Here is a 24,637-nt window from a genome sequence, read left to right on the forward strand (position 1 = left end):
GGCCGGAGCCGTTGCTGCTTCGGGGGGACTGTCAACCAACACGGTGGTTAGGTTAGCCTACCCTCACATCCAACTCGCAGGCCCTTCCCCCCACCCGGCAGGCCCTACCCAGAGAGAAGCACACCCACCATGAGCACCTCCCGAAGCGTAACTCTCTCCCGTCGCGGCATACTCGCCGCGGGCGGAGCCGTCGGCATCGGCGCCCTGCTCGCCGCGTGCGGTGGAGACAAGGGCTCGGCGGGTGCCGGCGGCGGCAAGGGCGGCCCCTGGTCCTTCACCGACGACCGCAAGCGGAAGGTCTCCCTCAAGAGCACCCCGCAGCGCATCGTCGCCTTCACCGGCACCGCGGCCGCACTGCACGACTTCGGCATCGACGACCAGATCGTCGGCGTCTTCGGACCCACCAAGCTCAAGAACGGCAAGCCCGACCCGCAGGCCGGCGACCTCGACGTCGACAAGGTCACCATCATCGGCAACGCCTACGACCAGTTCAACGTCGAGAAGTACGCGAGCCTGCGCCCCGAACTGCTGGTCACCAACATGTACGAGCCGAACGCGCTGTGGTTCGTGCCGGGCAACAGCAAGGACAAGATCGCCAAGCTGGCCGAGTCCGTCGCCCTCACCTCCTCCCGTGTCCCGCTCGTCAAGATCATCGAGCGCTACGCCGAGCTGGCCGAGTCGCTCGGCGCCGACCTCAAGGCCAAGAAGGTCACCGACGCCAAGGCCCGCTTCGAGAAGGCCTCCGAGGCGCTGCGCCGGGCCGCCAAGTCCCACCCGGTCAAGGTGCTCGCCTGCTCCGGCAGCCCCGACCTCTTCTACGCCTCCAACCCCGGCGTCAACGCCGACCTCATGTACTACAAGTCCCTCGGCGTCGACCTGATCGTCCCCGACCACCTGGACAAGGACGGCTACTTCGAGAGCCTGAGCTGGGAGAACGCCGACAAGTACAAGGCCGACGTGCTCCTGCTGGACAACCGGACCGCCACCCTCCAGCCCAAGGACCTGACCGCCAAGCCCTCCTGGGCCAAGCTCCCCGCCGTCAAGGCCGGCCAGATCACCCCCTGGTCCAGCGAGCCGCGCTTCTCCTACGCCGGCGCCGCGCCGCTGATCGAATCGCTGGCCAAGGCGATCGAGGGCGCCAAGAAGGTCAACTGACGTATGGGCGCGGTGGACCGGTGCCCACCGGACCCGCGTTCCGCCGCGTCCGCTCCCCCACCCCACCACCGTCCCGGGAGGTTCCCGTATGACCACGACCGCCGCCCCCGCCACCGCGCCGTTCCGCTTCTTCGATGTGCACGTCGTACGCTCCCGGCGGATCAGCCCCTCCATGGTGCGGGTCACCTTCGGCGGGGACCGGCTCGACGAGCTGGCGTCCGGCGGTCGTGACCAGCGCTTCAAGCTCTTCCTGCCGCAGCCCCACCAGGACCGGCCGGTCTTCGACGACATGGGCGAGGGCTGGTACACCGCCTGGCGCGCGCAGGACCCGGCCGAGCGCCCGGTGATGCGCTCGTACACGATCCGCGAACAGCGCCCCGACGAGGGGGAGTTCGATGTCGACTTCGCGCTGCACGGCGCCGGTCCCGAGGCCGCCGCCACGGCCGGCGGTCCGGCCTCCCGCTGGGCCGCCCAGGCCCGCCCCGGCGACCGGCTGACCGTCCTCGCCCCGGTCGTCGGGGACAACGGCGGCGTCGACTTCCGCCCGCCGGTCGGCACCGACTGGATCCTGATCACCGGCGACGAGACCGCGCTGCCCGCGATCGCCGGCATCCTGTCCTGGCTCTCCCCCGGCACCCGGGCCAAGGTCTGGATCGAGGTCGGTCACGCGGACGACCGGCAGCAGTTGCCGACCTTCGCGGACGCCGAGATCACCTGGCTGGTCGGCGACCCGGCGGCCGCGGCGCACGGCGAGCCGGTACTGGACGCCCTGCGCGCCGCCGAGTTGCCCGACGGCACGCCGTACGCCTGGATCGCCGGGGAGGCGGGGACCGTCAGGGCGGTGCGCCGGCACCTGGTCGGCGAGCGCGGAATCGACCGCAGGGCCGTGAAGTTCACCGGTTACTGGCGGCGCGGCGCCACCGAGGAGGACCTGATCGCGGAGCTGACGGCCGGCACGGCGGCGGCCGACGACGAGGACTGAGGCCGCACGCCCGGGCTCCGCGGGAAGTCGAGGACCAGTGCCGCACGGCCGGGCTACGCCGGACCCCGCGGAGCCCGGGGCGGGCGGCTCCCTGAGAGTCCCGCCCTCACATCCCGATCCGCGCCAGCGCCTTGCCCGCGTCCGCGCCGCAACTACCGTCGCCCGCCGCCGTCCAGGCCGCCGCGCACAGCGCCCGCAGCCCGTCCAGCGCGGTGCCCGCGCCCGTCACGGCGAGCGTGTCGCCGACCGCCTCGGCCCGCCAGCCGCCGCACCGGAAGCCGCCGTCCTGCTCGGTCACCTCCGGCTGGGGCGCGAGCAGCCCGCGCAGATCGGCGTCCACGTAGGCCGGGCGGTGCTGCGGCGGGGCGGCCAGCAGTTCGGCGGCGGTGGTGACGCCGGTGAGGACCAGCAGCGAGTCGACCCCGCCGTTGCAGGCGCCCTCGATGTCGGTGTCGAGCCGGTCCCCGATCACCAGTGGCCGCTCGGCGCCGGTCCGCAGCACCGTCTCCCGGTGCATCGGCGGCTGCGGCTTCCCCGCCACCTGTGGCGTCCCGCCCGCGGCGATCCGGACCACCTCCACCAACGCACCGTTGCCGGGGGCGATCCCGCGCTCCTTGGGGATGGTCAGATCGGTGTTGGACGCGAACCACGGCACTCCGCGCTGCACCGCGTACGCGGCCTCCGCCAGCCGCCCCCAGTCCAGCGTGGGGTCGTAGCCCTGCACCACCGCCGCCGGGTCGTCGTCCGCGGAGCGGACCGGCTCCAGACCGCGCTCGCGCAGCGCCACCAGCAGCCCCTCGCCCCCGATGGCGAGCACCCGCGCGCCGGCCGGCACCTGCTCGGCGATCAGCCGGGCCACCGCCTGCGCCGAGGTGATCACATCGCCGGCACCGGTCGGCAGGCCGAAACCGGTCAGCTGGTCGGCGACGGCCTGCGGGGTGCGGGCCGCGTTGTTCGTCACATACGCCAGGTGCATCCCGCCGTCCCGCGCGCGTATCAGCGACGCGACGGCATGCTCGATGGCCCGTCCGCCGGCGTAGACGACCCCGTCCAGATCCAGCAGCGCCGTGTCGTACGCCTCGCTCAGCGGGCGCCGGCTCCCGTCGGGCGACCTGCGAACCTGCTCGTTCATGCCGTCTCGCTCCTTGCTGCCATGATGTGGACGAACACCGCACCGCGCACCATAAGGGGGCGCGCTCCGCGTCGTCCGAGCGGGCCGTCGCCCGCCCCGCGCATACCGATAGTTCCGGCCATAGCGGCCTGTCCCCCGATCTTCCCTCATCGCGTCGGCGGCATAGCATTCTTCAATGACCAGTACCGACGGCCTCCGCCTCCTCCCGTTCCGTGGACTGCGCTACGCCCCGGACCGGATCAGCAGCCTCACCGCCGTGACCTCACCGCCCTATGACGTGGTGGTCCGGCCCGACGGCGTGCGCCATCTGGAGACCGCCGATCCGTACAACATCGTCCGGCTGATCCTCCCGCACGCCGCGGACCCCACCACCCGCCACCGCCAGGCCGCCGACACCCTGCGCCGCTGGCGCGCCGAGGGCGTGCTGACGCAGGACCCCGAGCCCGCGCTGTACGTCTACGAGCAGCGCGCCGGCGAGATGCTGCAGCGCGGGCTGATCGGCGCGCTGCGCCTGGACGGTCCGGTGCTGCCGCACGAGGACGTCATCGACGAGGTCGTCGAGGACCGGGCCGCGCTGATGGGCGCGGCGGCCGCAAACTTCGAGCCTTTGCTCCTCTCCTACCGTGGCCAGAACTCCGCGAACGGGGCCACCGCGGTCATCGAGCGCGTGGCGGAGGGCACCCCGCTGCTCGCCACGACCACGGAGGACGGCTTCACCCACCGCCTGTGGGCGGTCACCGACCCCGCCGATCTCGCGGCCATCGACGACGATCTCGCCCGCCGGCAGGCCCTGATCGCCGACGGCCACCACCGCTGGGCGACCTACCAGCGGCTGTACGAGCAGCAGTCCGGGGCCGGCGCCGCCTCGCCCTGGGCGTCGGGACTGGTGCTGCTGGTCGACACCACCCGCTATCCGCTGCAGGTCCGCGCGATCCACCGCGTACTGCCGCATCTGCCGCCCGCCAAGGCGCTGGCGGATCTGGCCGGCGCCTTCCGCACCCGTACGCTCCCGGGCGAGCTGCCCGCCGCGCTGGCGGCGCTCGACGAGACACCCGGCACCGCCTTCGTCCTCGCGGGCGGGCGGCACTCCTTCCACCTCCTGGACCGCCCCGACCCCGAGCTGCTGGACCGCGCGATCCGCCGGGACCGGCCCGAGGCCTGGCGGCGGCTGGACGCGACCGTGCTGCACTCGGTCCTGCTGGACGAGGTCTGGCACGTCCCCGACCACCCCTCCGACATCAGCTATCTGCACCACGCCGAGGCCGCCGTCGAGCAGGCCGCCCGGCTCGGCGGCTCGGCCGTCCTGATGCGCGCCACATCGGAGGAGACGGTCCGTCAACTCGCCGAGTGCGGTGTGACGATGCCGCGCAAGTCCACCTCCTTCGGACCCAAGCCCGCCACCGGTCTGGTCCTGCGCACCCTGGACGAGTCCGACACCGACTGAACCCCGGCGTCCGCCCACAACTGAATACCGGCTTCCGCCCGCCCGCGGCACCTGCGACCAGCCCCGAGACATAGTTAGGTTAGGCTTACCTAACTACGTCTCGGGCGGGTCTCCCCGCCCCTGCGCACACCCCACCCTGCGCAGGACGTGGTCAAGTCCGCACCAGGGAGGACAGCTTCATGAGTCTCCTCGCGCCCTTTGCCGAGGACCCGGCCGACAGCCGGACGTATCTGCTCAACAACGCCACGGCCCACCGCTACCGCAGCGCCGTCACCGAGAGCGTCACGCGGATCAGCGCCAAAATCGCCGGCACCGCCCGCCCGTTCACCGGCATCTCCGTCGACGGCCTCACGCCCACCGTCGCCGGCGTCGACCTCGACACCCCGCTGCACGACCCGGCCGCCGCGCTCGACGAACTCGAGGAGGTCTACCTCCGCGACGCCGTCTACTTCCACCACCCGCGCTATCTCGCGCACCTCAACTGCCCCGTGGTGATCCCCGCCCTCGTCGGCGAGGCCGTGCTCTCCGCCGTCAACTCCTCCCTCGACACCTGGGACCAGAGCGCCGGCGGCACGCTCATCGAGCGCCGGCTGATCGACTGGACGGCCGACCGGATCGGCCTCGGCGAGCAGGCCGACGGCATCTTCACCAGCGGCGGCAGCCAGTCCAACCTCCAGGCCATGCTGCTCGCCCGCGACGAGGCCTGCCGCCGCGAGCCGACCGGCGACGACTCCCCGGCCGGCGCCCGGCTCACCGACGTACTGCCCCGGCTGCGCATCCTCACCTCCGAGTGCGGCCACTTCAGCATCCGCAAGGCCGCCACCCTCCTCGGCATGGGCGCGGAGGCCGTCATCGCCGTCCCGGTCGACGCCGACAAGCGGATGCGCGCCGCCGACCTGGCCGACGAGCTGGCGCGCTGCCGGCGCGAGGGGCTGATACCCATGGCCGTCGTCGCGACCGCCGGCACCACCGACTTCGGCTCCATCGACCCGCTCCCCGAGATCGCCGAGCTGTGCGACCGGTACGGCGCCTGGCTGCACGTCGACGCCGCCTACGGCTGCGGCCTGCTGGTCTCCCGCCGCCGCGAGCTGCTGAACGGCATCGAGCGGGCCGACTCGGTGACCGTCGACTACCACAAGTCCTTCTTCCAGCCGGTCAGTTCGAGCGCCATCCTGGTCCGCGACCGCGCGACCCTGCGCCATGTCACCTACCACGCGGACTACCTCAACCCGCGCCGGATGGCCGAGCGGCGCATTCCCAACCAAGTCGACAAGTCGATCCAGACCACCCGCCGCTTCGACGCCCTGAAACTCTGGCTCACCCTGCGCATCATGGGCGCCCGGTCCGTCGGCGAACTCTTCGACGAGGTGATCGACCGCGCCGCGGACGCCTGGAAACTCCTCCACGACGACCCCCGCTTCGACGTCGTCGTCGAACCCCGGCTCAGCACCCTGGTCTTCCGCTACCTCCCCGGCACCGACCCGGACCCCGAGCTCGCCGACCGGGTCAATCTGCACGCCCGGGAGGCCCTGTTCGCCTCCGGCGACGCGATCGTCGCGGGCACCAAGGTCGACGGACGCCACTACCTCAAGTTCACCCTGCTCAACCCGGAGACCACGCTCGACGACATCGCCACCGTCCTCGACCTGATCGCCGAGCACGCCGGCAGCTTCCTCGCCGAGCAGCCCCGGCCGGCGCTCAGCGCGCGCTGACCTCCCAAGCCCACCCCCTCGGAGACCCCCTGTGTCCGCCCCTTACGACTTCATCGCCATCGGCCTCGGCCCCTTCAACCTGGGCCTGGCCTGCCTGACCGAGCCCATCGACGGACTCGACGGCCTGTTCCTGGACAACAAGGCGTCCTTCGAATGGCACCCCGGCATGATGCTCGACAGCAGCCATCTCCAGGTGCCCTTCATGGCCGACCTGGTCACCCTCGCCGACCCCACCTCGCCCTTCTCGTTCCTGAACTACCTCAAGGAATCCGGGCGGATCTACCCGTTCTACATCCGCGAGAGCTTCTTCCCGCTGCGCGCCGAGTTCAACGACTACTGCCGCTGGGCGGTCGGCAAACTCGACTCCCTCCGCTTCGCCCACCAGGTCACCACCGTCGAGTACGACGCCCGCGAAGAGCTGTACGTCGTCCACGCCGAGCACCTGCCCACCGGCGAACGCACCACCCACCGCGCACGCAAGCTCGTCCTGGGCACCGGCACCCCGCCGCACCTCCCCGAGGCCTGCCAGGGCCTGGGCGGCGATCTGCTGCACAACGCCGACTACCTGGACGCCAAGGCCGCCCTCCAGGCCAAGGACTCCCTCACCCTCATCGGCAGCGGCCAGAGCGCCGCCGAGATCTACTTCGACCTCCTCCAGGACATCGACAGCCACGGCTACCACCTGACCTGGGCCACCCGCTCCCCGCGCTTCTTCCCGCTCGAATACACCAAGCTCACGCTGGAGATGACCTCCCCGGAGTACGTGGACTACTTCCACGCCCTCCCCCAGGCCACCCGCGACCGCCTCAACACCACCCACAAGCACCTCTACAAGGGCATCGACTCCGCCCTGATCAACGACATCTTCGATCTGCTCTACCAGAAGAACCTCGCCGGCCCGGTCCCCACCCGCCTGCTGACCAACACCGCACTGGACAAGGCGAGTTACGACGAGACCACCGGCACCTACACCCTGGGCCTGCGCCAGGAGGAGCAGGGCACCGGCTTCGTCCTCGACACCCAGGGGCTGATCCTCGCCACCGGCTACCAATACCGCGTACCGGACTTCCTCACCCCGGTCCGCGACCGGATCGCCTGGGACGACGCCGGCCGCTACGACGTGGCCCGCAACTACAGCATCGACACCACCGGCCACGGCATCTTCGTGCAGAACGCCGAGCTGCACACGCACGGCTTCGTCACGCCCGATCTCGGCATGGCCGCGTACCGCAACTCGTGCATCATCCGCGAGCTGCTCGGCCGCGAGTACTACCCGGTCGAAAAGGCCGTCGCCTTCCAGGAGTTCGCCGCCCCGGCCGGCCCGCACCACCCCATGGAGATCCCCGCATGAGCGAGGCCCCCCTCTTCACCCGCACCGACCCCGCACTCGGGGAGTTCTCCCTGCGCCCGGTCGACCCGCCCGCCGACGCCGAGCTGCTGCACTGCTGGGTCACCCACCCCAAAGCCGTCTTCTGGCTGATGCAGGACTGCGACCCGGCGGCCGTCGAGAAGGAGTTCACGCGGATCGCCGCCGACCCCTTCCACGACGCCTTCCTCGGCCTGCACAACGGCAGCCCGGCCTTCCTGATGGAGCGCTACGACCCCGCCCACCGCGAACTGGTCGGCATCCACACCGCCCGGCCCGGCGACGTCGGCATGCACTTCCTCACCGCCCCCACCGCCACCCCGCTGCACGGCTTCACCCTCGCCGTGCTCACCACCGTCATGGAGATGCTCTTCGTCGACCCGGCCACCCGCCGCGTCGTCGTCGAGCCGGACGCCCGCAACACCGCCGTCCACGCCCTCAACAAGGCCGTCGGATTCGAGCTCCGGCGCACCGTCTCGCTCCCCTCCAAGGACGCCTGCCTCAGCACCTGCACCCGCGACCAGTTCCTGGCCGCGCAAGGAGACCACCGATGACCGCCGGCACCCGGCCGACCGCCCAGGACGCCGTCGCCCACCTCACCCCCGCACTGTGGGCCCGCGCCAACCGCCTGCTGATACGCAAGGCCCTCGCCGAGTTCGCCCATGAACGGCTGCTCACCCCCAAGCGCCTGCCCCACGACGGCCACTACTGCCTGCGCAGCGACGACGGCGCCACCGAATACCGCTTCACCGCCCGCAGACAGGCCCTCGACCACTGGCAGATCGACCCGGACAGCATCACCCGCCACCGCGACCACGACGAACTCCCCCTGGACGCCATGGAGTTCTTCCTCGAACACCGCGACGCCCTGGGACTCGGCGCACAGATCCTCCCGGTCTACCTGGAGGAGATCAGCTCCACCCTCTCCGGCACCGCCTACAAGCTCGCCGCCGACAAGCCCACCGCCACCGAGCTCGCCGCGTCCGACTTCCAGGCCGTCGAGACCGGCATGACCGAGGGCCACCCCTGCTTCGTCGCCAACAACGGCCGCCTCGGCTTCGGCATCCACGAGTACCACGCCTACGCCCCCGAGGCCGCGACCCCCGTCCGGCTGATCTGGCTCGCCGCCCGCCGCGAGCACGCCACGTTCACCGCGGGCGCCGGCCTCGACCACGACGCGCTGGTCCGCGACGAACTCGGCGAGGCCACCCGAGACCGCTTCCGCGCCACCCTCACCACCCTCGGCCTCGACCCCGACGACTACTACCTCCTCCCCACCCACCCCTGGCAGTGGTGGAACAAGCTGTCCGTCACCTTCGCCGCGGAGGTCGCCCAGCGGCGCCTGGTCTGCCTGGGCCCCGGCGACGACGACTACCTCGCCCAGCAGTCCATCCGGACCTTCTTCAACACCACCGCGCCCGCCAAGCACTACGTCAAAACGGCGCTCTCGGTCCTCAACATGGGCTTCATGCGCGGCCTGTCCGCCTCGTACATGGAGGCCACCCCTGCCATCAACGACTGGCTCGCCCGCCTGATCGCCGCCGACGACACCCTCCGCGCCGCCCGCTTCTCGATCATCCGCGAGCGCGCCGCGATCGGCTACCACCACCGCCAGTACGAGGCGGCCACCGACAAGGGCTCCCCTTACCTGAAGATGCTCGCCGCCCTGTGGCGCGAGAGCCCCGTGTCCACCCTGGAACCGGGCCAGCGCCTGGCCACCATGGCCTCCCTGCTGCACACCGACCGCGACGGCGACTCCTTCGCCGCCGCACTGATCAAGGAGTCCGGCCTGGAGCCCGCCGTCTGGCTCCGCCGCTACCTCGACGCGTACCTGACCCCCGTCCTGCACGCCTTCTACGCCTACGACCTGGTCTTCATGCCGCACGGCGAGAACGCCATCCTGGTCGTCGAGGACGGCGCGGTGGCCCGCGTCATCTTCAAGGACATCGCCGAAGAGATCGCCGTCATGGACCCCCAGGCGGTCCTGCCCCCCACCGTCGAACGCATCCGCGCCGACGTCCCCGAGGACAAGAAGCTCCTGTCGGTCTTCACGGACGTCTTCGACTGCTTCTTCCGCTTCCTGAGCGGCACCCTCGACCACCTCGGCGTCCTCGACGAGGAGACCTTCTGGCGCACGGTCGCCGGCTGCGTCGCCGACTACCAGGAGTCCCACCCGCACCTCGCCGACAAGTTCGACCGGTACGACATGTTCGCCGAGGAGTTCGCCCTCTCCTGCCTCAACCGCCTCCAGCTGCGCAACAACCAGCAGATGGTCGACCTTCAGGACCCCGCCGGCGCCCTCCAGCTGATCGGCACCCTCCGCAACCCCCTCGCCCCCTACGCCCCCTGACCCGTCCCCGCAAACGCCGAAGGGCGGGACCCCACCGGGATCCCGCCCTTCCTGCATTCCTCCGCTCACACGGCCCGAGCCCGCATCGGCCCGGCCCCTGCCGGGTCAGCCCTTGTCGGGCCGCTCACCGGAGTCCGCGCCGGCGTCGTCGCTCTCCTCCGCCTCGCCGGACTCCTCCAGCACGTCGGTGAACTCCACCCCGTCCAGCTCGGCGAGCCGGTCCGAGGCGTCCGTCGTGCCGCCCTGATCGGCCTCCAGCGCCCTGGCGAACCAGTCACGCGCCTCGTCCTCGCGCCCGACCTCCAGCAGCGCGTCCGCGTACGCGTACCGCAGCCGCGCGGTCCACGGGTGGACGGCGCTCGACGCCAGCTCCGGGCTCTGCAGCGTCACGACCGCGGCGTCCGCCTGCCCCATGTCCTTGCGGGCACCCGCCGCGACCAGCCGCATCTCGACCTGCCCGGCCCGGTCCAGCTTCTGCACCTCGGGCTCACCGGCCATCGCCAGCGCCTTCTCCGGCCGGCCCATACCGCGCTCGCAGTCCGCCATGACCGGCCACAGGTCGACACCGCCGGTCATCCGCCGCGCCGCCCGGAACTCCGCCAGCGCCTCGCTGTACTTGCCGACCGCGTACGCCGCGAAGCCCGCGGACTCACGCACCGCCGCGACCCGGGACGCCAGCCGCAGCGCCACCCGCGAGTACCCGTACGCCTGCTCCGGGTCCTCGTCCAGCAGCTTGGCGACCATCACCAGGTTCTTGGCGACGTCGTCGGCGAGCGTCTTCGGCAGGCTCAGCAGCTCCTGCCGGACATCCTTGTCGATCTCGTCACCGGTGACGTCCTCCGGAATCGGCAGCCGCTTGATCGGCTCCCGGTCCCGGTCCCGCCGCTCGTCACGACGGTCGTCCCGGCCACGGCCACCGCCGTACGGCCGACGCCCACCGCGCTCGTCATCCCTGCGGAACCCACCCCGGTCATCCCGCCGCGGCCCCCGGTCGTCACGCCGGAACCCACCACGGTCGCCACCGCGGTCATCCCGACGGAACCCGCCGCGGTCGCCGCCGCGGTCGCCGCCACGGTCGTCACGCCGGTCATCCCGGCGGTACGAAGGACGGTCGCCGCCACGGTCGTCACGCCGCTCATCACGACGATCGTCCCGACGGAACCCACCACGGTCGCCGCCACGGTCATCACGACGGAAGCCCTGACGATCCCCGCCACGGTCATCACGCCGGAAGCCCTGACGATCCCCGCCCCGGTCGTCACGACGGAACCCACCACGGTCCCCACCGCGATCGTCCCGACGGAACCCACCACGGTCGCCACCACGGTCATCCCGACGGAACCCACCACGGTCGCCGCCGCGGTCGCCGCCACGGTCATCCCGACGGAACCCACCACGGTCCCCACCACGGTCATCACGCCGGTCGTCCCGACGGTACGAAGGACGGTCGCCACCACGGTCGTCACGCCGCTCATCACGACGATCGTCCCGACGGAACCCACCACGGTCGCCGCCACGGTCGTCACGCCGGTCGTCACGGCGGAAGCCGGGACGGTCACCACCGCGCTCGCCGCCGCGGAACCCACCGCGCTCACCACCGGAGGAACGGTCGTCCCGACGGAAGCCGCCACGGTCGTCACGGCGGTCGTCACGCCGGTCGTCACGACGGAACCCACCGCGGTCGCCGCCGCGGTCGTCACGACGCTCATCACGACGGAATCCGCCGCGGTCGCCGCCGCGGTCGCCCCCGTACGACCGGTCATCACGACGGACGGCCGGACGGTCCCCGCCGCGCTCGTCGCGCCGGAACCCGCCACCACGCTCATCGTCACGACGCGGGCCACGCGGCCGGTCGTCACGACGGTCACCCCCGCGGAAGCCCCCGCGGTCGCCGCCGGCGGGACGGTCACGGTCCTCGCGGCGGAACCCACCGCCCCCGCCACCACGCTCATCGCGTCGGAAGCCGCCGCGGTCACCGCGGTCGCCGTCGCGGCTGTCGCGACGCGGCCCCCGGTCATCACGCCGGAAACCACCGCGGTCACCGTCGTCGCGCCGCTGCGGACGGCGCTCCGAACGATCGTCGGAAGAGTTGGTGGACATCGACGTGACTCCTGTCTTCGGTACTGCATTCATTCTCGCGCACCGACCAGTTCGGCGCGCTTCGGCAAAACAAAAAGGACCCTTGGTCCCAGCATGAACGCTGGGACCAAGGGTCCTTGAAAGATTGTTCGGCGGCGTCCTACTCTCCCACAGGGTCCCCCCTGCAGTACCATCGGCGCTGAAAGGCTTAGCTTCCGGGTTCGGAATGTAACCGGGCGTTTCCCTAACGCTATGACCACCGAAACCCTATCGGGTTCGAGCGAACAAGCACACTTTTCAGTTAATTAAAGTGGAACTTGGTTCAACCGACGCTGCGACTGTTCGCAACCCGGGAACCACACAGTGGACGCGAGCAACTGAGGACAAGCCCTCGGCCTATTAGTACCAGTCAACTCCACCGGTTACCCGGCTTCCATATCTGGCCTATCAACCCAGTCGTCTACTGGGAGCCTTACCCTCTCAAGGAGGTGGGAGCCCTCATCTCGAAGCAGGCTTCCCGCTTAGATGCTTTCAGCGGTTATCCTTTCCGAACGTAGCCAACCAGCCATGCCCTTGGCAGGACAACTGGCACACCAGAGGTTCGTCCGTCCCGGTCCTCTCGTACTAGGGACAGCCCTTCTCAAGACTCCTACGCGCACAGCGGATAGGGACCGAACTGTCTCACGACGTTCTAAACCCAGCTCGCGTACCGCTTTAATGGGCGAACAGCCCAACCCTTGGGACCGACTCCAGCCCCAGGATGCGACGAGCCGACATCGAGGTGCCAAACCATCCCGTCGATATGGACTCTTGGGGAAGATCAGCCTGTTATCCCCGGGGTACCTTTTATCCGTTGAGCGACGGCGCTTCCACAAGCCACCGCCGGATCACTAGTCCCTACTTTCGTACCTGCTCGACCCGTCAGTCTCACAGTCAAGCTCCCTTGTGCACTTACACTCAACACCTGATTGCCAACCAGGCTGAGGGAACCTTTGGGCGCCTCCGTTACTCTTTAGGAGGCAACCGCCCCAGTTAAACTACCCACCAGACACTGTCCCTGATCCGGATCACGGACCCAGGTTAGACATCCAGCACGACCAGAGTGGTATTTCAACAATGACTCCACCATGACTGGCGTCACGGCTTCAAAGTCTCCCACCTATCCTACACAAGCCGAACCGAACACCAATATCAAGCTATAGTAAAGGTCCCGGGGTCTTTCCGTCCTGCTGCGCGAAACGAGCATCTTTACTCGTAATGCAATTTCACCGGGCCTATGGTTGAGACAGTCGAGAAGTCGTTACGCCATTCGTGCAGGTCGGAACTTACCCGACAAGGAATTTCGCTACCTTAGGATGGTTATAGTTACCACCGCCGTTTACTGGCGCTTAAGTTCTCAGCTTCGCCACACCGAAATGTGACTAACCGGTCCCCTTAACGTTCCAGCACCGGGCAGGCGTCAGTCCGTATACATCGCCTTACGGCTTCGCACGGACCTGTGTTTTTAGTAAACAGTCGCTTCTCGCTGGTCTCTGCGGCCACCCCCAGCTCAGGAAGTAAATCCCATCACCGGAAATGGCCCCCCTTCTCCCGAAGTTACGGGGGCATTTTGCCGAGTTCCTTAACCATAGTTCACCCGAACGCCTCGGTATTCTCTACCTGACCACCTGAGTCGGTTTAGGGTACGGGCCGCCATGAAACTCGCTAGAGGCTTTTCTCGACAGCATAGGATCATCCACTTCACCACAATCGGCTCGGCATCAGGTCTCAGACTTCATGCTGTCCGGATTTGCCTAGACAGCGTCCTACACCCTTACCCCGGGACAACCACCGCCCGGGCTGGACTACCTTCCTGCGTCACCCCATCGCTTACCTACTACCACCTTGGATCGGCGGCTCCACCACGTCCCTTTGTCCGAAGACTCCAGGCCGGCTTCACGGCCTTAGCATTAATGGATTCGATATTGGGCGTTTCAAAGCGGGTACCGGAATATCAACCGGTTGTCCATCGACTACGCCTGTCGGCCTCGCCTTAGGTCCCGACTTACCCTGGGCAGATCAGCTTGACCCAGGAACCCTTAGTCAATCGGCGCACACGTTTCCCACGTGTGTATCGCTACTCATGCCTGCATTCTCACTCGTGAACCGTCCACAACTCGTTTCCACGGCTGCTTCACCCGGCACACGACGCTCCCCTACCCATCACAGCGGGCGTTGGCCCTCATGCTGCAATGACACGACTTCGGCGGTGTGCTTGAGCCCCGCTACATTGTCGGCGCGGAATCACTTGACCAGTGAGCTATTACGCACTCTTTCAAGGGTGGCTGCTTCTAAGCCAACCTCCTGGTTGTCTCTGCGACTCCACATCCTTTCCCACTTAGCACACGCTTAGGGGCCTTAGTCGATGCTCTGGGCTGTTTCCCTCTCGACCATGGAGCTTATCCCCCACAGTCTCACTGCCGCGCTCTCACTTACCGGCATTCGGAGTTTGGCTAAGGTCAGTAACCCGGTAGGGCCCATCGCCTATCCAGTGCTCTACCTCCGGCAAGAAACACACGACGCTGCACCTAAATGCATTTCGGGGAGAACCAGCTATCACGGAGTTTGATTGGCCTTTCACCCCTAACCACAGGTCATCCCCCAGGTTTTCAACCCTGGTGGGTTCGGTCCTCCACGAAGTCTTACCTCCGCTTCAACCTGCCCATGGCTAGATCACTCCGCTTCGGGTCTTGGGCACGCTACTCAACGCCCTATTCGGACTCGCTTTCGCTACGGCTTCCCCACACGGGTTAACCTCGCAACATACCGCAAACTCGCAGGCTCATTCTTCAAAAGGCACGCAGTCACGACGTTGAATCCGAAGACTCAACGCGACGCTCCCACGGCTTGTAGGCACACGGTTTCAGGTACTATTTCACTCCGCTCCCGCGGTACTTTTCACCATTCCCTCACGGTACTATCCGCTATCGGTCACCAGGGAATATTTAGGCTTAACGGGTGGTCCCGCCAGATTCACACGGGATTTCTCGGGCCCCGTGCTACTTGGGTGATTCTCAAACGAGCCGTCAATGTTTCAGCTACGGGGGTCTTACCCTCTACGCCGGACCTTTCGCATGTCCTTCGCCTACATCAACGGTTTCTGACTCGTCTCATCGCCGGCAGACGATGAAAGAGAACTCCCACGACCCCGCACTGGCAACCCCTGCCGGGTATCACACCAATACGGTTTAGCCTCATCCGGTTTCGCTCGCCACTACTCCCGGAATCACGGTTGTTTTCTCTTCCTGCGGGTACTGAGATGTTTCACTTCCCCGCGTTCCCTCCACATACCCTATGTGTTCAGGTATGGGTGACAGTCCATGACGACTGCCGGGTTTCCCCATTCGGACACCCCCGGATCAAAGCTCGGTTGACAGCTCCCCGGGGCCTATCGCGGCCTCCCACGTCCTTCATCGGTTCCTGGTGCCAAGGCATCCACCGTGCGCCCTTAAAAACTTGGCCACAGATGCTCGCGTCCACTGTGCAGTTCTCAAGCAACGACCAGCCACCCGTCACACACCAAGCAACTTGGCGCTACACCGGGGCCGGCATCGCGAAGGTCCAGACTCACAGTCCGTACCCTCAGATACCCAACAACGTGCCCGACACGATCCCCCAAGACCCACGTTCCACGCCGAAGCAGTACTAATGAACCCTCAGAAACCGTGCCGAATAGTCAACGTTCCACCCATGAGCAACCAGCATCAGACATTCGCTGATGTACTGGCCTCTGACCAAGCCAGGCTTGGTAAGAAATGCTCCTTAGAAAGGAGGTGATCCAGCCGCACCTTCCGGTACGGCTACCTTGTTACGACTTCGTCCCAATCGCCAGTCCCACCTTCGACGATTCCCTCCCACAAGGGGTTGGGCCACCGGCTTCGGGTGTTACCGACTTTCGTGACGTGACGGGCGGTGTGTACAAGGCCCGGGAACGTATTCACCGCAGCAATGCTGATCTGCGATTACTAGCAACTCCGACTTCATGGGGTCGAGTTGCAGACCCCAATCCGAACTGAGACCGGCTTTTTGAGATTCGCTCCACCTCGCGGTATCGCAGCTCATTGTACCGGCCATTGTAGCACGTGTGCAGCCCAAGACATAAGGGGCATGATGACTTGACGTCGTCCCCACCTTCCTCCGAGTTGACCCCGGCAGTCTCCTGTGAGTCCCCATCACCCCGAAGGGCATGCTGGCAACACAGAACAAGGGTTGCGCTCGTTGCGGGACTTAACCCAACATCTCACGACACGAGCTGACGACAGCCATGCACCACCTGTACACCGACCACAAGGGGGACCCTGTCTCCAGGGTTTTCCGGCGTATGTCAAGCCTTGGTAAGGTTCTTCGCGTTGCGTCGAATTAAGCCACATGCTCCGCTGCTTGTGCGGGCCCCCGTCAATTCCTTTGAGTTTTAGCCTTGCGGCCGTACTCCCCAGGCGGGGAACTTAATGCGTTAGCTGCGGCACGGACGACGTGGAATGTCGCCCACACCTAGTTCCCAACGTTTACGGCGTGGACTACCAGGGTATCTAATCCTGTTCGCTCCCCACGCTTTCGCTCCTCAGCGTCAGTATCGGCCCAGAGATCCGCCTTCGCCACCGGTGTTCCTCCTGATATCTGCGCATTTCACCGCTACACCAGGAATTCCGATCTCCCCTACCGAACTCTAGCCTGCCCGTATCGAATGCAGACCCGGGGTTAAGCCCCGGGCTTTCACATCCGACGTGACAAGCCGCCTACGAGCTCTTTACGCCCAATAATTCCGGACAACGCTTGCGCCCTACGTATTACCGCGGCTGCTGGCACGTAGTTAGCCGGCGCTTCTTCTGCAGGTACCGTCACTCTCGCTTCTTCCCTGCTGAAAGAGGTTTACAACCCGAAGGCCGTCATCCCTCACGCGGCGTCGCTGCATCAGGCTTTCGCCCATTGTGCAATATTCCCCACTGCTGCCTCCCGTAGGAGTCTGGGCCGTGTCTCAGTCCCAGTGTGGCCGGTCGCCCTCTCAGGCCGGCTACCCGTCGTCGCCTTGGTAGGCCATTACCCCACCAACAAGCTGATAGGCCGCGGGCTCATCCTTCACCGCCGGAGCTTTCCACGCACAGACCATGCGGTCGCGCGTCATATCCGGTATTAGACCCCGTTTCCAGGGCTTGTCCCAGAGTGAAGGGCAGATTGCCCACGTGTTACTCACCCGTTCGCCACTAATCCCCTCCCGAAGGAGGTTCATCGTTCGACTTGCATGTGTTAAGCACGCCGCCAGCGTTCGTCCTGAGCCAGGATCAAACTCTCCGTGAATGCTTACCCGACTGCGTTTAATGAAAAACTGCGGGTGACACTCGCGTTGAGCGGAACAAGCAGGCGGAATAAGCCTGCTCGTTCACAGCGTCCTCGCTGTGTGTTGCCTACCCGCACATTGTGCCGGTAGGACTTTCAAAGGAACCTCATCTCCCGGATGTTTCCGGTCGACGGGGTATCAACATATCTGGCGTTGACTTTTGGCACGCTGTTGAGTTCTCAAGGAACGGACGCTTCCTTTGTTCCTGTTTCACCAGGATCTCCGGGCGCTTCCCTTCGGTCTTGCGTTTCCGACTCTATCAGATCCTTGCGGCTCCGATTTTCGCCGGTGCGTTTCCGCCTTTCGGCTTCTTCGCGTTTCCGACTCTATCAGATCCGGTTTCACTTGGATTCCGGTTCCGAATTTCGTCGGAGGTCCGCTTCGGAGCAGCTTTTTGCGGCTGCCCTTTCGGCGTGGTCACTACTTTAGCGGCTTTCCCTTGCGGCTCATAATCGAGTCGGCGGGTCGAATTTCGGCAACGCCGAATAAGACCCGTCAGGGAGTCGTTGAGAGTAGTTGGTTGCGCCGTCTGGCGGTCTGCGCAGATAGCGCTGCCCGTCTCCAACGGCTCGGGCTACGTTAGGCGGTTGACCGTGGAGAGTCAAGTTGCGCCGGCGGTGCGGCGTCGGGGGACGTGCCGACGGTATGGGCTGACCGTCGGATCGTCGGCGATCCAGTAACGCCAAGGGTGATCGGCCCCGTCTCCGCCGACGCCGGTGCGCGGGCCGTTGCGTACCCGGTCGGGGGCGGGCGGGCTGCCGTGCAGCAGGGTGAGGGGGGCTTGGCCGCCGGCGCACAGGTCCACGCCGTCGAGGGTGCGGTCGATGTCGAGGGCGGTGGCCAGGCGGGCCGGCCCCTTTGCCAGCTCATTGGCGCTGCGGGCCTTGGGGCGCCGGGCCGCGGCGAGTGGCGCGCCGGTGAGGATCTCGCCGGCGCGCAGGAGGACGCCGCTCGCCCGGCCCTCGGGGCCGCAGACCGCGTTCAGGCTGAACCACATGCCGTAGATGAAGTAGACGTACGCGTGGCCGGGCGGGCCGAACATGGTGGCGTTGCGGGCGGTGCGGCCGCGGTAGGCGTGGGAGCCGGGGTCGGACTCGCCGTCGTACGCCTCGACCTCGGTCAGCCGGAGTTCGATCGTGCCGTCGGGGGTGTGGCGGACAAGGGTGCGGCCCAGCAGATCGGGGGCCACCTCGACGACGGGGCGGTCGAAGAAGTCGCGGTGGAGCGGCATTCGTTCCGGTACGTCGGTCATGCGGCCCGAGAGTAGTGGAGCGGTGGTGGGTCCCGGCTGGCCAGCGGGGCGTCGGGGTTGGGAAGGTTGGGTCGTGGAACCGGCATGCGCGGTTTCGCGTTCGTAGGAAGCGATGCGCAGGAACCGAGCCGAGAACTCGGCGCGCTACAACACAGCACAGGCGTTCCGCCTGGGGAGGACGAGCATGGGATTCAAGAAGCTGCTGGCGAGCCTGGGTGCCGGGGGCGCGTCGGTGGAGACGGTGCTCTTCGAGGAGAACGTGGTCCCTGGCGGGGTTGCGCAGGGTGAGGTGCGGATCCAGGGCGGGTCCGTCGCCCAGGAGATCCAGGGGCTGTCGGTCGGGTTGCAGGCCCGGGTCGAGGTCGAGAGCGGTGACGAGGAGTTCAAGCGGAACATCCAGTTCACCAAGGCGCAGCTGGGCGGGGCGTTCGAGGTGCAGCCGGGGGCGGCGCACACGGTGCCGTTCGGGCTGGAGATCCCGTGGGAGACGCCGATCACCACGTTCCTGGGCACGCATCTGCACGGGATGAGCGTCGGGGTGACCACGGAGCTGGCGATCGCCCGCGCGGTGGACTCCGGTGACCTCGACCCGGTGAACGTCCACCCGCTGCCGGCGCAGCAGGCCATCCTCGACGCGTTCGGGCGGCTCGGGTTCCGCTTCAAGGCCGCCGACCTGGAGCAGGGGCACATCCGGGGGACCCGGCAGAAGCTGCCGTTCTACCAGGAGATCGAGTTCCACGCCCCGCAGCAGTACCGGGGGCTGAACCAGGTCGAGCTGTCGTTCGTGGCGGACGACCGGGAGATGGACGTCATCCTGGAGATGGACAAGAAGCCGGGGCTGTTCACCGAGGGGTCGGACACCTACCGGTCGTTCACGGTGGGGCTCAACGACTTCGAGGGGACCGACTGGGCGGCGTACCTCAACCAGTGGCTGGCGGAGGTCGGCGGCAAGCGGAACTGGCTCTAACCTGGCCGGACAAGGTGTCAGCAAGCGACCAGGAGGTTCGCGTGTCCGAGCTGAAGCGGCGGCCGCTCCCGCACGATTTCCATCCGTCGGTGCCGGAGTTCACGGTACTGAGCGATGAGGTGGAGCCGGGCGGGACGCTGCGGCCGGAGCAGGTCTTCGCCGAAGGGAACCGTTCGCCGCACCTGCGGTGGGAGGGCGCTCCCGCGGGGACGAAGAGCTACGCCGTCACCTGCTACGACCCGGACGCGCCGACGGGCAGCGGCTTTTGGCACTGGTCGCTGTTCGACATCCCGGCGTCCGTGACGGAGCTCCCGGCCGGTGCCGGGTCCGGGGAGATGAAGGGGCTGCCCGAGGGCGCCGTCCATGTCCGCAACGACTACGGGACGCGGGACTTCGGGGGCGCGGCGCCGCCGCCCGGGGACGGTCCGCACCGGTATGTCTTCACCGTGTACGCGGTGGACCAGGAGAAGCTGGGGCCGGACGCGGACGCCTCGCCCGCGGTGGTGGGGTTCAATCTGCGCTTCCACTCCATCGGCCGGGCCCAGCTGATCGCCGAGTACGAGGTCCCGGCCGGCTGAGCCCCCTAATTCCGTTGCGCCCCGGCGCTTCCGACACGCAGAGTGGTACCTGCGCCGCCGCCCCGTAACAAGGGCGTCGGGCAGCTGGTACCGCAGTGGCGGAAGCGGCGGGGCGCAGGTGTGTCGCCGGCGGCCGCTTGCCGGAGCCCGTTGTGTGTCGGGCGTCCTCGCCGGCTGCCGTTCGCTCCGGGTCCCGCGTGTCTCACGGGGGTGGGACCCGGGGCGGTGCCGTTCCCGGTGTGCGGGTGCCGCCGGACCACCTCTTCTTCATCTTCTGATCTCGCTCCATTTCCCTTGTGGCATGCGGAAATTGCGTTGTTCGGGGAATACCTGCCGCTGCACAGTGGAGCAACTTCGCCACGGGGGCGGAGCGGGTCCGGGAGGTGGACGGGATGCGTGAGACGCTGGTTCTGAATGCGAGCTTCGAGCCGCTGTCGACGGTGTCGCTGCGGCGCGCGGTGGTGCTGGTCATGCAGGACAAGGCCGTCGTCGAGCACGCGCACCCGGGGCTGCGGATCCGGGCCGCCTCGGTGGACGTGCCGGTGCCGCAAGTGATCAGACTGAGCAGATACGTACGGGTGCCGTTCCGAAAACGGGCGCCGTGGTCGCGGCGGGGTGTGCTGGTGCGCGACCAGCACCGGTGCGCGTACTGCGGGCGCCGGGCGACCACGGTGGACCATGTGGTGCCGCGTTCGCACGGTGGTGGGGACACCTGGCTGAACACCGTCGCCTCGTGCGCGGAGGACAACCACCGTAAGGCGGACCGGACGCCGGAGCAGGCGGGGATGCAGCTGCTGCGGCGGCCGTTCGAGCCGACGCCGGCGGATGCGCTGCTGTCGACGCTGGGGGTGTCCGTACGGGAGGGGCTGCCGGAGTGGATGGCCCTGCCGGCGTAGGAGCACCGTCCGCCCGCTGAGCCGTCGTCCGACTCCCGCTACCTGACCAGGAGTCGGACGATGGCCAGCAGGCCGACGACGACGATCACGGCGCGCATGGCGACGGGCGGCAGCCGGCGGCCGATCTTCGCACCGAGCAGGCCGCCGAGGGTGGAGCCGAGGGCGATCAGCGCGACGGCGGCCCAGTCGAAGGTGGCGACGAAGAGGAAGAAGACCGCCGCGATGCCGTTGACGATCGCGGCGAGGACGTTCTTTATGGCGTTGAGGCGCTGTAGGTCCTCGTTGAGCAGCAGGCCCATCAGGGACAGGTAGATCACACCCTGGGCGGCGCCGAAGTAGCCGCCGTAGGCGCTGGCGACCAGCAGCCCGAGGAGCAGAAGGGGGCCGCCGTCGGGGTGTGCGGCGGTGCCGCTGCGCTCACGGCGGGCACGGAGCCGGGCGGAGAGTGCGGGCTGTGCGACGACGAGGACGAGCGCGACCGCGATCAGCGCCGGGACGACTATGGCGAACGCCTCGGGTGGCAGCGCCAGCAGCAGGATCGCGCCGCCCAGGCCGCCGAGCATGGCGGTGATCCCGAAGCGCAGCAGGCGGCGGCGCTGGCCGGAGAGTTCACGGCGGTAGCCGAAGGCGCCGCTGAGCGAGCCGGGCACCAGCCCCAGGGTGTTGGAGACGTTGGCGGTGACCGGCGGCAGTCCGAAGGCCAGCAGCACCGGGAAGGTGATGAGGGTCCCGGATCCGACGATGGTGTTGATCGTGCCGGCGCCGACCCCCGCGGCGAGGACGGCGACGGCTTCCCAGATGGTCACGCTGGCTCCCCCGAGCATGATCGGTACGGTTTCGCCCGATCATGCACCAAGGGCGCGCGAGGGTCAGTCGATCGGCGGATTCTCGTGCTTCGGAGTACTGGGCTTGGGGATGGAGCCGCCGCCGGTCGGCGGGGCGAAGTTGCCGATGGCGCCGCCGAGGCCCTTGAGGGCGTCGCCGATCTCGCTGGGCACGATCCAGAGCTTGTTGGCGTCGCCCTCGGCGATCTTCGGGAGCATCTGGAGGTACTGGTAGGACAGCAGTTTCTGGTCCGGGTCGCCGGCGTGGATGGACTCGAAGACCACCCGGATCGCCTGGGCCTCGCCCTCGGCGCGCAGCGCGGCGGCCTTGGCCTCACCTTCGGCGCGCAGGATGGAGGACTGCTTCTCACCCTCGGCGGTCAGGATCTGGGACTGGCGGACACCTTCGGCCTGGAGAATGGCGGCGCGCTTGTCGCGGTCGGCGCGCATCTGCTTCTCCATCGAGTCCTGGATGGAGGTCGGCGGCTCGATGGCCTTGAGCTCGACGCGGTTGACGCGGATGCCCCACTTGCCGGTGGCCTCGTCCAGGACGCCGCGCAGCGCCGCGTTGATCTCCTCACGGGAGGTCAGCGTCCGCTCCAGGTCCATACCGCCGATGATGTTCCTCAGGGTGGTGACCGTGAGCTGCTCGATGGCCTGGATGTAGCTGGCGACCTCGTACGTCGCGGCGCGCGCGTCCGTCACCTGGTAGTAGATGACGGTGTCGATGTTCACGACCAGGTTGTCCTGGGTGATCACCGGCTGCGGCGGGAACGGCACGACCTGCTCGCGGAGGTCGATGCGGTTGCGGATGGAGTCGATGAACGGGACGACGATGTTCAGGCCCGCGTTCAGGGTTCTCGTATAGCGGCCGAAGCGCTCCACGATCGCGGCACTGGCCTGCGGGATGACCTGGATCGTTTTGATGAGTGCGATGAACACGAGCACCACCAGGATGATCAGGACGATGATGATCGGTTCCACAGCGGCTCCCGTGCCCTTCGTAGCTGGTCCGTGCCGGCCGGTGTGACCGGCTTGCCGTTGATCAGTCTTTCAGAGACATGGCTCGTGGCGCAGCGTGTTCAGGTCAGATGACGACGGCCGTGGCGCCGTCGATCTCGACGACGTCGACCTGTTGGCCGGGTTCGTAGCTCCGCTCGGTGTCCAGGGCGCGGGCGGACCAGACCTCGCCGGCGAGCTTGATGCGACCGCCGTCCCCGCCGTCGACCCGCTCCAGGACCGTGGCGGTCCTGCCCTTGAGCGCGTCGATCCCGGAGGCGAGTTGGGGGCCCTGGCCGCGGTGGCGGTTCGCGATCGGCCGTACGACGGCGATCAGCGCCACCGACACGGCGGCGAACACGATGAATTGGAGGACGGTGCCGCCACCGAGCGCTGCGGTGACGGCACCGGCGACGGCGCCGACCGCGAGCATCCCGAATTCGGGCATCGCGGTCACGACGAGAGGAATACCCAGCCCTACGGCGGCGATCAGCCACCACACCCATGGATCCACGGCTTCATGGTAGGTCCGTGCGGCGGACCGGGACAGGGTGCGATCGGTCGGCGACGGGGGCTGACGCCGCGTCGGGGGCTCCGTGCGGGGTGGGCGGCCGGGCGACGGGCGGGGCTCAGGTCAGCGGCAGGCCCTGCGCGGTCCAGCGGTCGTTGCCGTTGCGCTCGACGATCAGCGGCAGGCCGAAGCAGTGGGAGAGGTTGCTGGAGGTCAGTTCGAGGTCGAGCGGGCCGGCGGCAAGCACCTTGCCCTGACGGATCATCAGGACGTGGGTGAAGCCGGGGGCGATCTCCTCGACGTGGTGGGTGACCATGATCATCGAGGGCGCGTACGGGTCGCGGGCCAGGCGGCCGAGGCGGCGCACCAGGTCCTCGCGGCCGCCGAGGTCGAGGCCGGCGGCCGGCTCGTCCAGCAGGAGCAGCTCGGGGTCGGTCATCATCGCGCGGGCGATCAGGGTGCGCTTGCGCTCCCCCTCGGAGAGGGTGCCGAACTTGCGGTCGAGATAGGCGGTCATGCCGAGGCGGTCGAGGAAGGCGCGGGCGCGCTCCTCGTCGACGGCCTCGTAGTCCTCCTGCCAGCTCGCGGTCATGCCGTACGCGGCGGTGAGCACGGTCTGCAGGACGGTCTGGCTGCGCGGCAGCTTGTCGGCGAGCGCGATGCCGGCGACGCCGATGCGCGGGCGCAGGTCGAAGACGTCGACCTTGCCGAGCCGCTCCCCGAGGATGGAGGCTGTGCCCTTGGTCGGGAAGAGGTAGCTGGAGGCGACATTCAGCAGGGTGGTCTTGCCGGCGCCGTTGGGGCCGAGGATCACCCAGCGCTCTCCCTCCTTGACCGACCAGGAGACCTGGTCCACCAGAGCCCGTCCTTCGCGGACCACGGATACGTCCACCAGCTCCAGCACATCGCTCATGAGCGCGTTGTCTCCCATTGCTTCTCGGTCGTCGCGTACACCTGTAGGCGCAGCCCCCTGCAAACCTACGCCACTCGTTGTCAGTGCCGTTCCCTAGGCTGGG

18 protein-coding genes and 3 rRNA genes are annotated in these 24,637 nt (G+C 67.8%); 10 read left to right on the forward strand and 11 right to left on the reverse strand.

Annotation, left to right across the window (positions count from 1 at the left end; translation table 11 throughout):
- Nucleotides 1–129 precede the first annotated feature (129 nt).
- Complete coding sequence (locus WAB15_RS10250) at nt 130–1,155, forward strand: ABC transporter substrate-binding protein (RefSeq protein ID WP_399144500.1); 1,026 nt, start codon at nt 130–132, stop codon at nt 1,153–1,155.
- 88 nt (nt 1,156–1,243) lie between these two features.
- Nucleotides 1,244–2,137: a siderophore-interacting protein gene (locus WAB15_RS10255; protein ID WP_407286032.1), complete on the forward strand. Its 894-nt coding sequence runs from the start codon at nt 1,244–1,246 to the stop codon at nt 2,135–2,137.
- A 106-nt stretch (nt 2,138–2,243) separates the two neighbouring features.
- On the opposite strand, the gene WAB15_RS10260 is transcribed toward WAB15_RS10255, so the two are convergent.
- Complete coding sequence (locus WAB15_RS10260) at nt 2,244–3,269, reverse strand: HAD-IIA family hydrolase (protein WP_407286033.1); 1,026 nt, start codon at nt 3,267–3,269, stop codon at nt 2,244–2,246.
- A 175-nt stretch (nt 3,270–3,444) separates the two neighbouring features.
- On the opposite strand from WAB15_RS10260, the gene WAB15_RS10265 reads away from it, so the two are divergent.
- The 5 genes from WAB15_RS10265 (at nt 3,445) to WAB15_RS10285 (ending at nt 10,141) form a co-directional block, all read left to right on the forward strand.
- Entirely contained in the window at nt 3,445–4,713 is a 1,269-nt protein-coding gene (locus WAB15_RS10265; RefSeq protein WP_407286034.1) for a DUF1015 family protein, read from the forward strand.
- 179 nt (nt 4,714–4,892) lie between these two features.
- Nucleotides 4,893–6,425: a pyridoxal phosphate-dependent decarboxylase family protein gene (locus WAB15_RS10270; protein WP_407286035.1), complete on the forward strand. Its 1,533-nt coding sequence runs from the start codon at nt 4,893–4,895 to the stop codon at nt 6,423–6,425.
- A gap of 31 nt (nt 6,426–6,456) precedes the next feature.
- Complete coding sequence (locus tag WAB15_RS10275) at nt 6,457–7,776, forward strand: lysine N(6)-hydroxylase/L-ornithine N(5)-oxygenase family protein (protein WP_399144506.1); 1,320 nt, start codon at nt 6,457–6,459, stop codon at nt 7,774–7,776.
- Complete coding sequence (locus WAB15_RS10280; protein WP_407286036.1) at nt 7,773–8,345, forward strand: GNAT family N-acetyltransferase; 573 nt, start codon at nt 7,773–7,775, stop codon at nt 8,343–8,345. Before WAB15_RS10275 ends, WAB15_RS10280 begins: the two co-directional genes overlap by 4 nt.
- A complete protein-coding gene (locus WAB15_RS10285; protein ID WP_407286037.1) occupies nt 8,342–10,141 on the forward strand; it encodes an IucA/IucC family protein in 1,800 nt (599 codons plus the stop codon). Before WAB15_RS10280 ends, WAB15_RS10285 begins: the two co-directional genes overlap by 4 nt.
- A gap of 105 nt (nt 10,142–10,246) precedes the next feature.
- Here WAB15_RS10285 and WAB15_RS10290 read toward each other — a convergent pair whose 3' ends face one another.
- From WAB15_RS10290 to WAB15_RS10315, 6 genes are all read right to left on the reverse strand, one after another.
- On the reverse strand, nt 10,247–10,993 hold the full coding sequence (locus tag WAB15_RS10290) for a hypothetical protein (RefSeq protein ID WP_399144535.1): 747 nt from the start codon (nt 10,991–10,993) through the stop codon (nt 10,247–10,249).
- The gene (locus WAB15_RS10295; protein WP_407289198.1) at nt 10,930–12,159 is read right to left on the reverse strand and encodes a hypothetical protein; all 1,230 of its coding nucleotides are present in this window, start codon (nt 12,157–12,159) and stop codon (nt 10,930–10,932) included. Before WAB15_RS10295 ends, WAB15_RS10290 begins: the two co-directional genes overlap by 64 nt.
- A gap of 208 nt (nt 12,160–12,367) precedes the next feature.
- Nucleotides 12,368–12,484 (reverse strand): 5S ribosomal RNA (gene rrf, locus WAB15_RS10300).
- A gap of 115 nt (nt 12,485–12,599) precedes the next feature.
- Nucleotides 12,600–15,721 (reverse strand): 23S ribosomal RNA (locus WAB15_RS10305).
- Nucleotides 15,722–16,025: 304 nt separating this feature from the next.
- Nucleotides 16,026–17,554, reverse strand: a 16S ribosomal RNA gene (locus WAB15_RS10310).
- Together the 16S, 23S and 5S rRNA genes form the textbook arrangement of a ribosomal RNA operon.
- A gap of 641 nt (nt 17,555–18,195) precedes the next feature.
- Nucleotides 18,196–18,846, reverse strand: coding sequence for a DNA-3-methyladenine glycosylase (locus tag WAB15_RS10315; protein ID WP_399150042.1), 651 nt, complete (start codon nt 18,844–18,846; stop codon nt 18,196–18,198).
- Nucleotides 18,847–19,030: 184 nt separating this feature from the next.
- On the opposite strand from WAB15_RS10315, the gene WAB15_RS10320 reads away from it, so the two are divergent.
- From WAB15_RS10320 to WAB15_RS10330, 3 genes are all read left to right on the forward strand, one after another.
- The gene (locus tag WAB15_RS10320) at nt 19,031–19,813 is read left to right on the forward strand and encodes a sporulation protein (RefSeq protein WP_399150041.1); all 783 of its coding nucleotides are present in this window, start codon (nt 19,031–19,033) and stop codon (nt 19,811–19,813) included.
- 41 nt (nt 19,814–19,854) lie between these two features.
- Nucleotides 19,855–20,391, forward strand: coding sequence for a YbhB/YbcL family Raf kinase inhibitor-like protein (locus tag WAB15_RS10325; protein ID WP_399150040.1), 537 nt, complete (start codon nt 19,855–19,857; stop codon nt 20,389–20,391).
- A 392-nt stretch (nt 20,392–20,783) separates the two neighbouring features.
- Nucleotides 20,784–21,287: an HNH endonuclease gene (locus WAB15_RS10330; RefSeq protein WP_393501161.1), complete on the forward strand. Its 504-nt coding sequence runs from the start codon at nt 20,784–20,786 to the stop codon at nt 21,285–21,287.
- A 38-nt stretch (nt 21,288–21,325) separates the two neighbouring features.
- Here WAB15_RS10330 and WAB15_RS10335 read toward each other — a convergent pair whose 3' ends face one another.
- From WAB15_RS10335 to WAB15_RS10350, 4 genes are all read right to left on the reverse strand, one after another.
- A complete protein-coding gene (locus tag WAB15_RS10335) occupies nt 21,326–22,093 on the reverse strand; it encodes a sulfite exporter TauE/SafE family protein (RefSeq protein ID WP_407286038.1) in 768 nt (255 codons plus the stop codon).
- Between the two features lie 63 nt (nt 22,094–22,156).
- On the reverse strand, nt 22,157–23,095 hold the full coding sequence (locus tag WAB15_RS10340) for an SPFH domain-containing protein (RefSeq protein ID WP_399150038.1): 939 nt from the start codon (nt 23,093–23,095) through the stop codon (nt 22,157–22,159).
- Nucleotides 23,096–23,198: 103 nt separating this feature from the next.
- Complete coding sequence (locus WAB15_RS10345; protein ID WP_399150048.1) at nt 23,199–23,612, reverse strand: NfeD family protein; 414 nt, start codon at nt 23,610–23,612, stop codon at nt 23,199–23,201.
- Nucleotides 23,613–23,739: 127 nt separating this feature from the next.
- Nucleotides 23,740–24,552, reverse strand: a complete 813-nt coding sequence (locus WAB15_RS10350) for an ABC transporter ATP-binding protein (protein ID WP_407286039.1) — start codon at nt 24,550–24,552, stop codon at nt 23,740–23,742.
- Nucleotides 24,553–24,637 lie beyond the last annotated feature (85 nt).

It is taken from the genome of Streptomyces sirii (assembly GCF_045690365.1).
Classification (GTDB): domain Bacteria; phylum Actinomycetota; class Actinomycetes; order Streptomycetales; family Streptomycetaceae; genus Streptomyces; species Streptomyces sirii.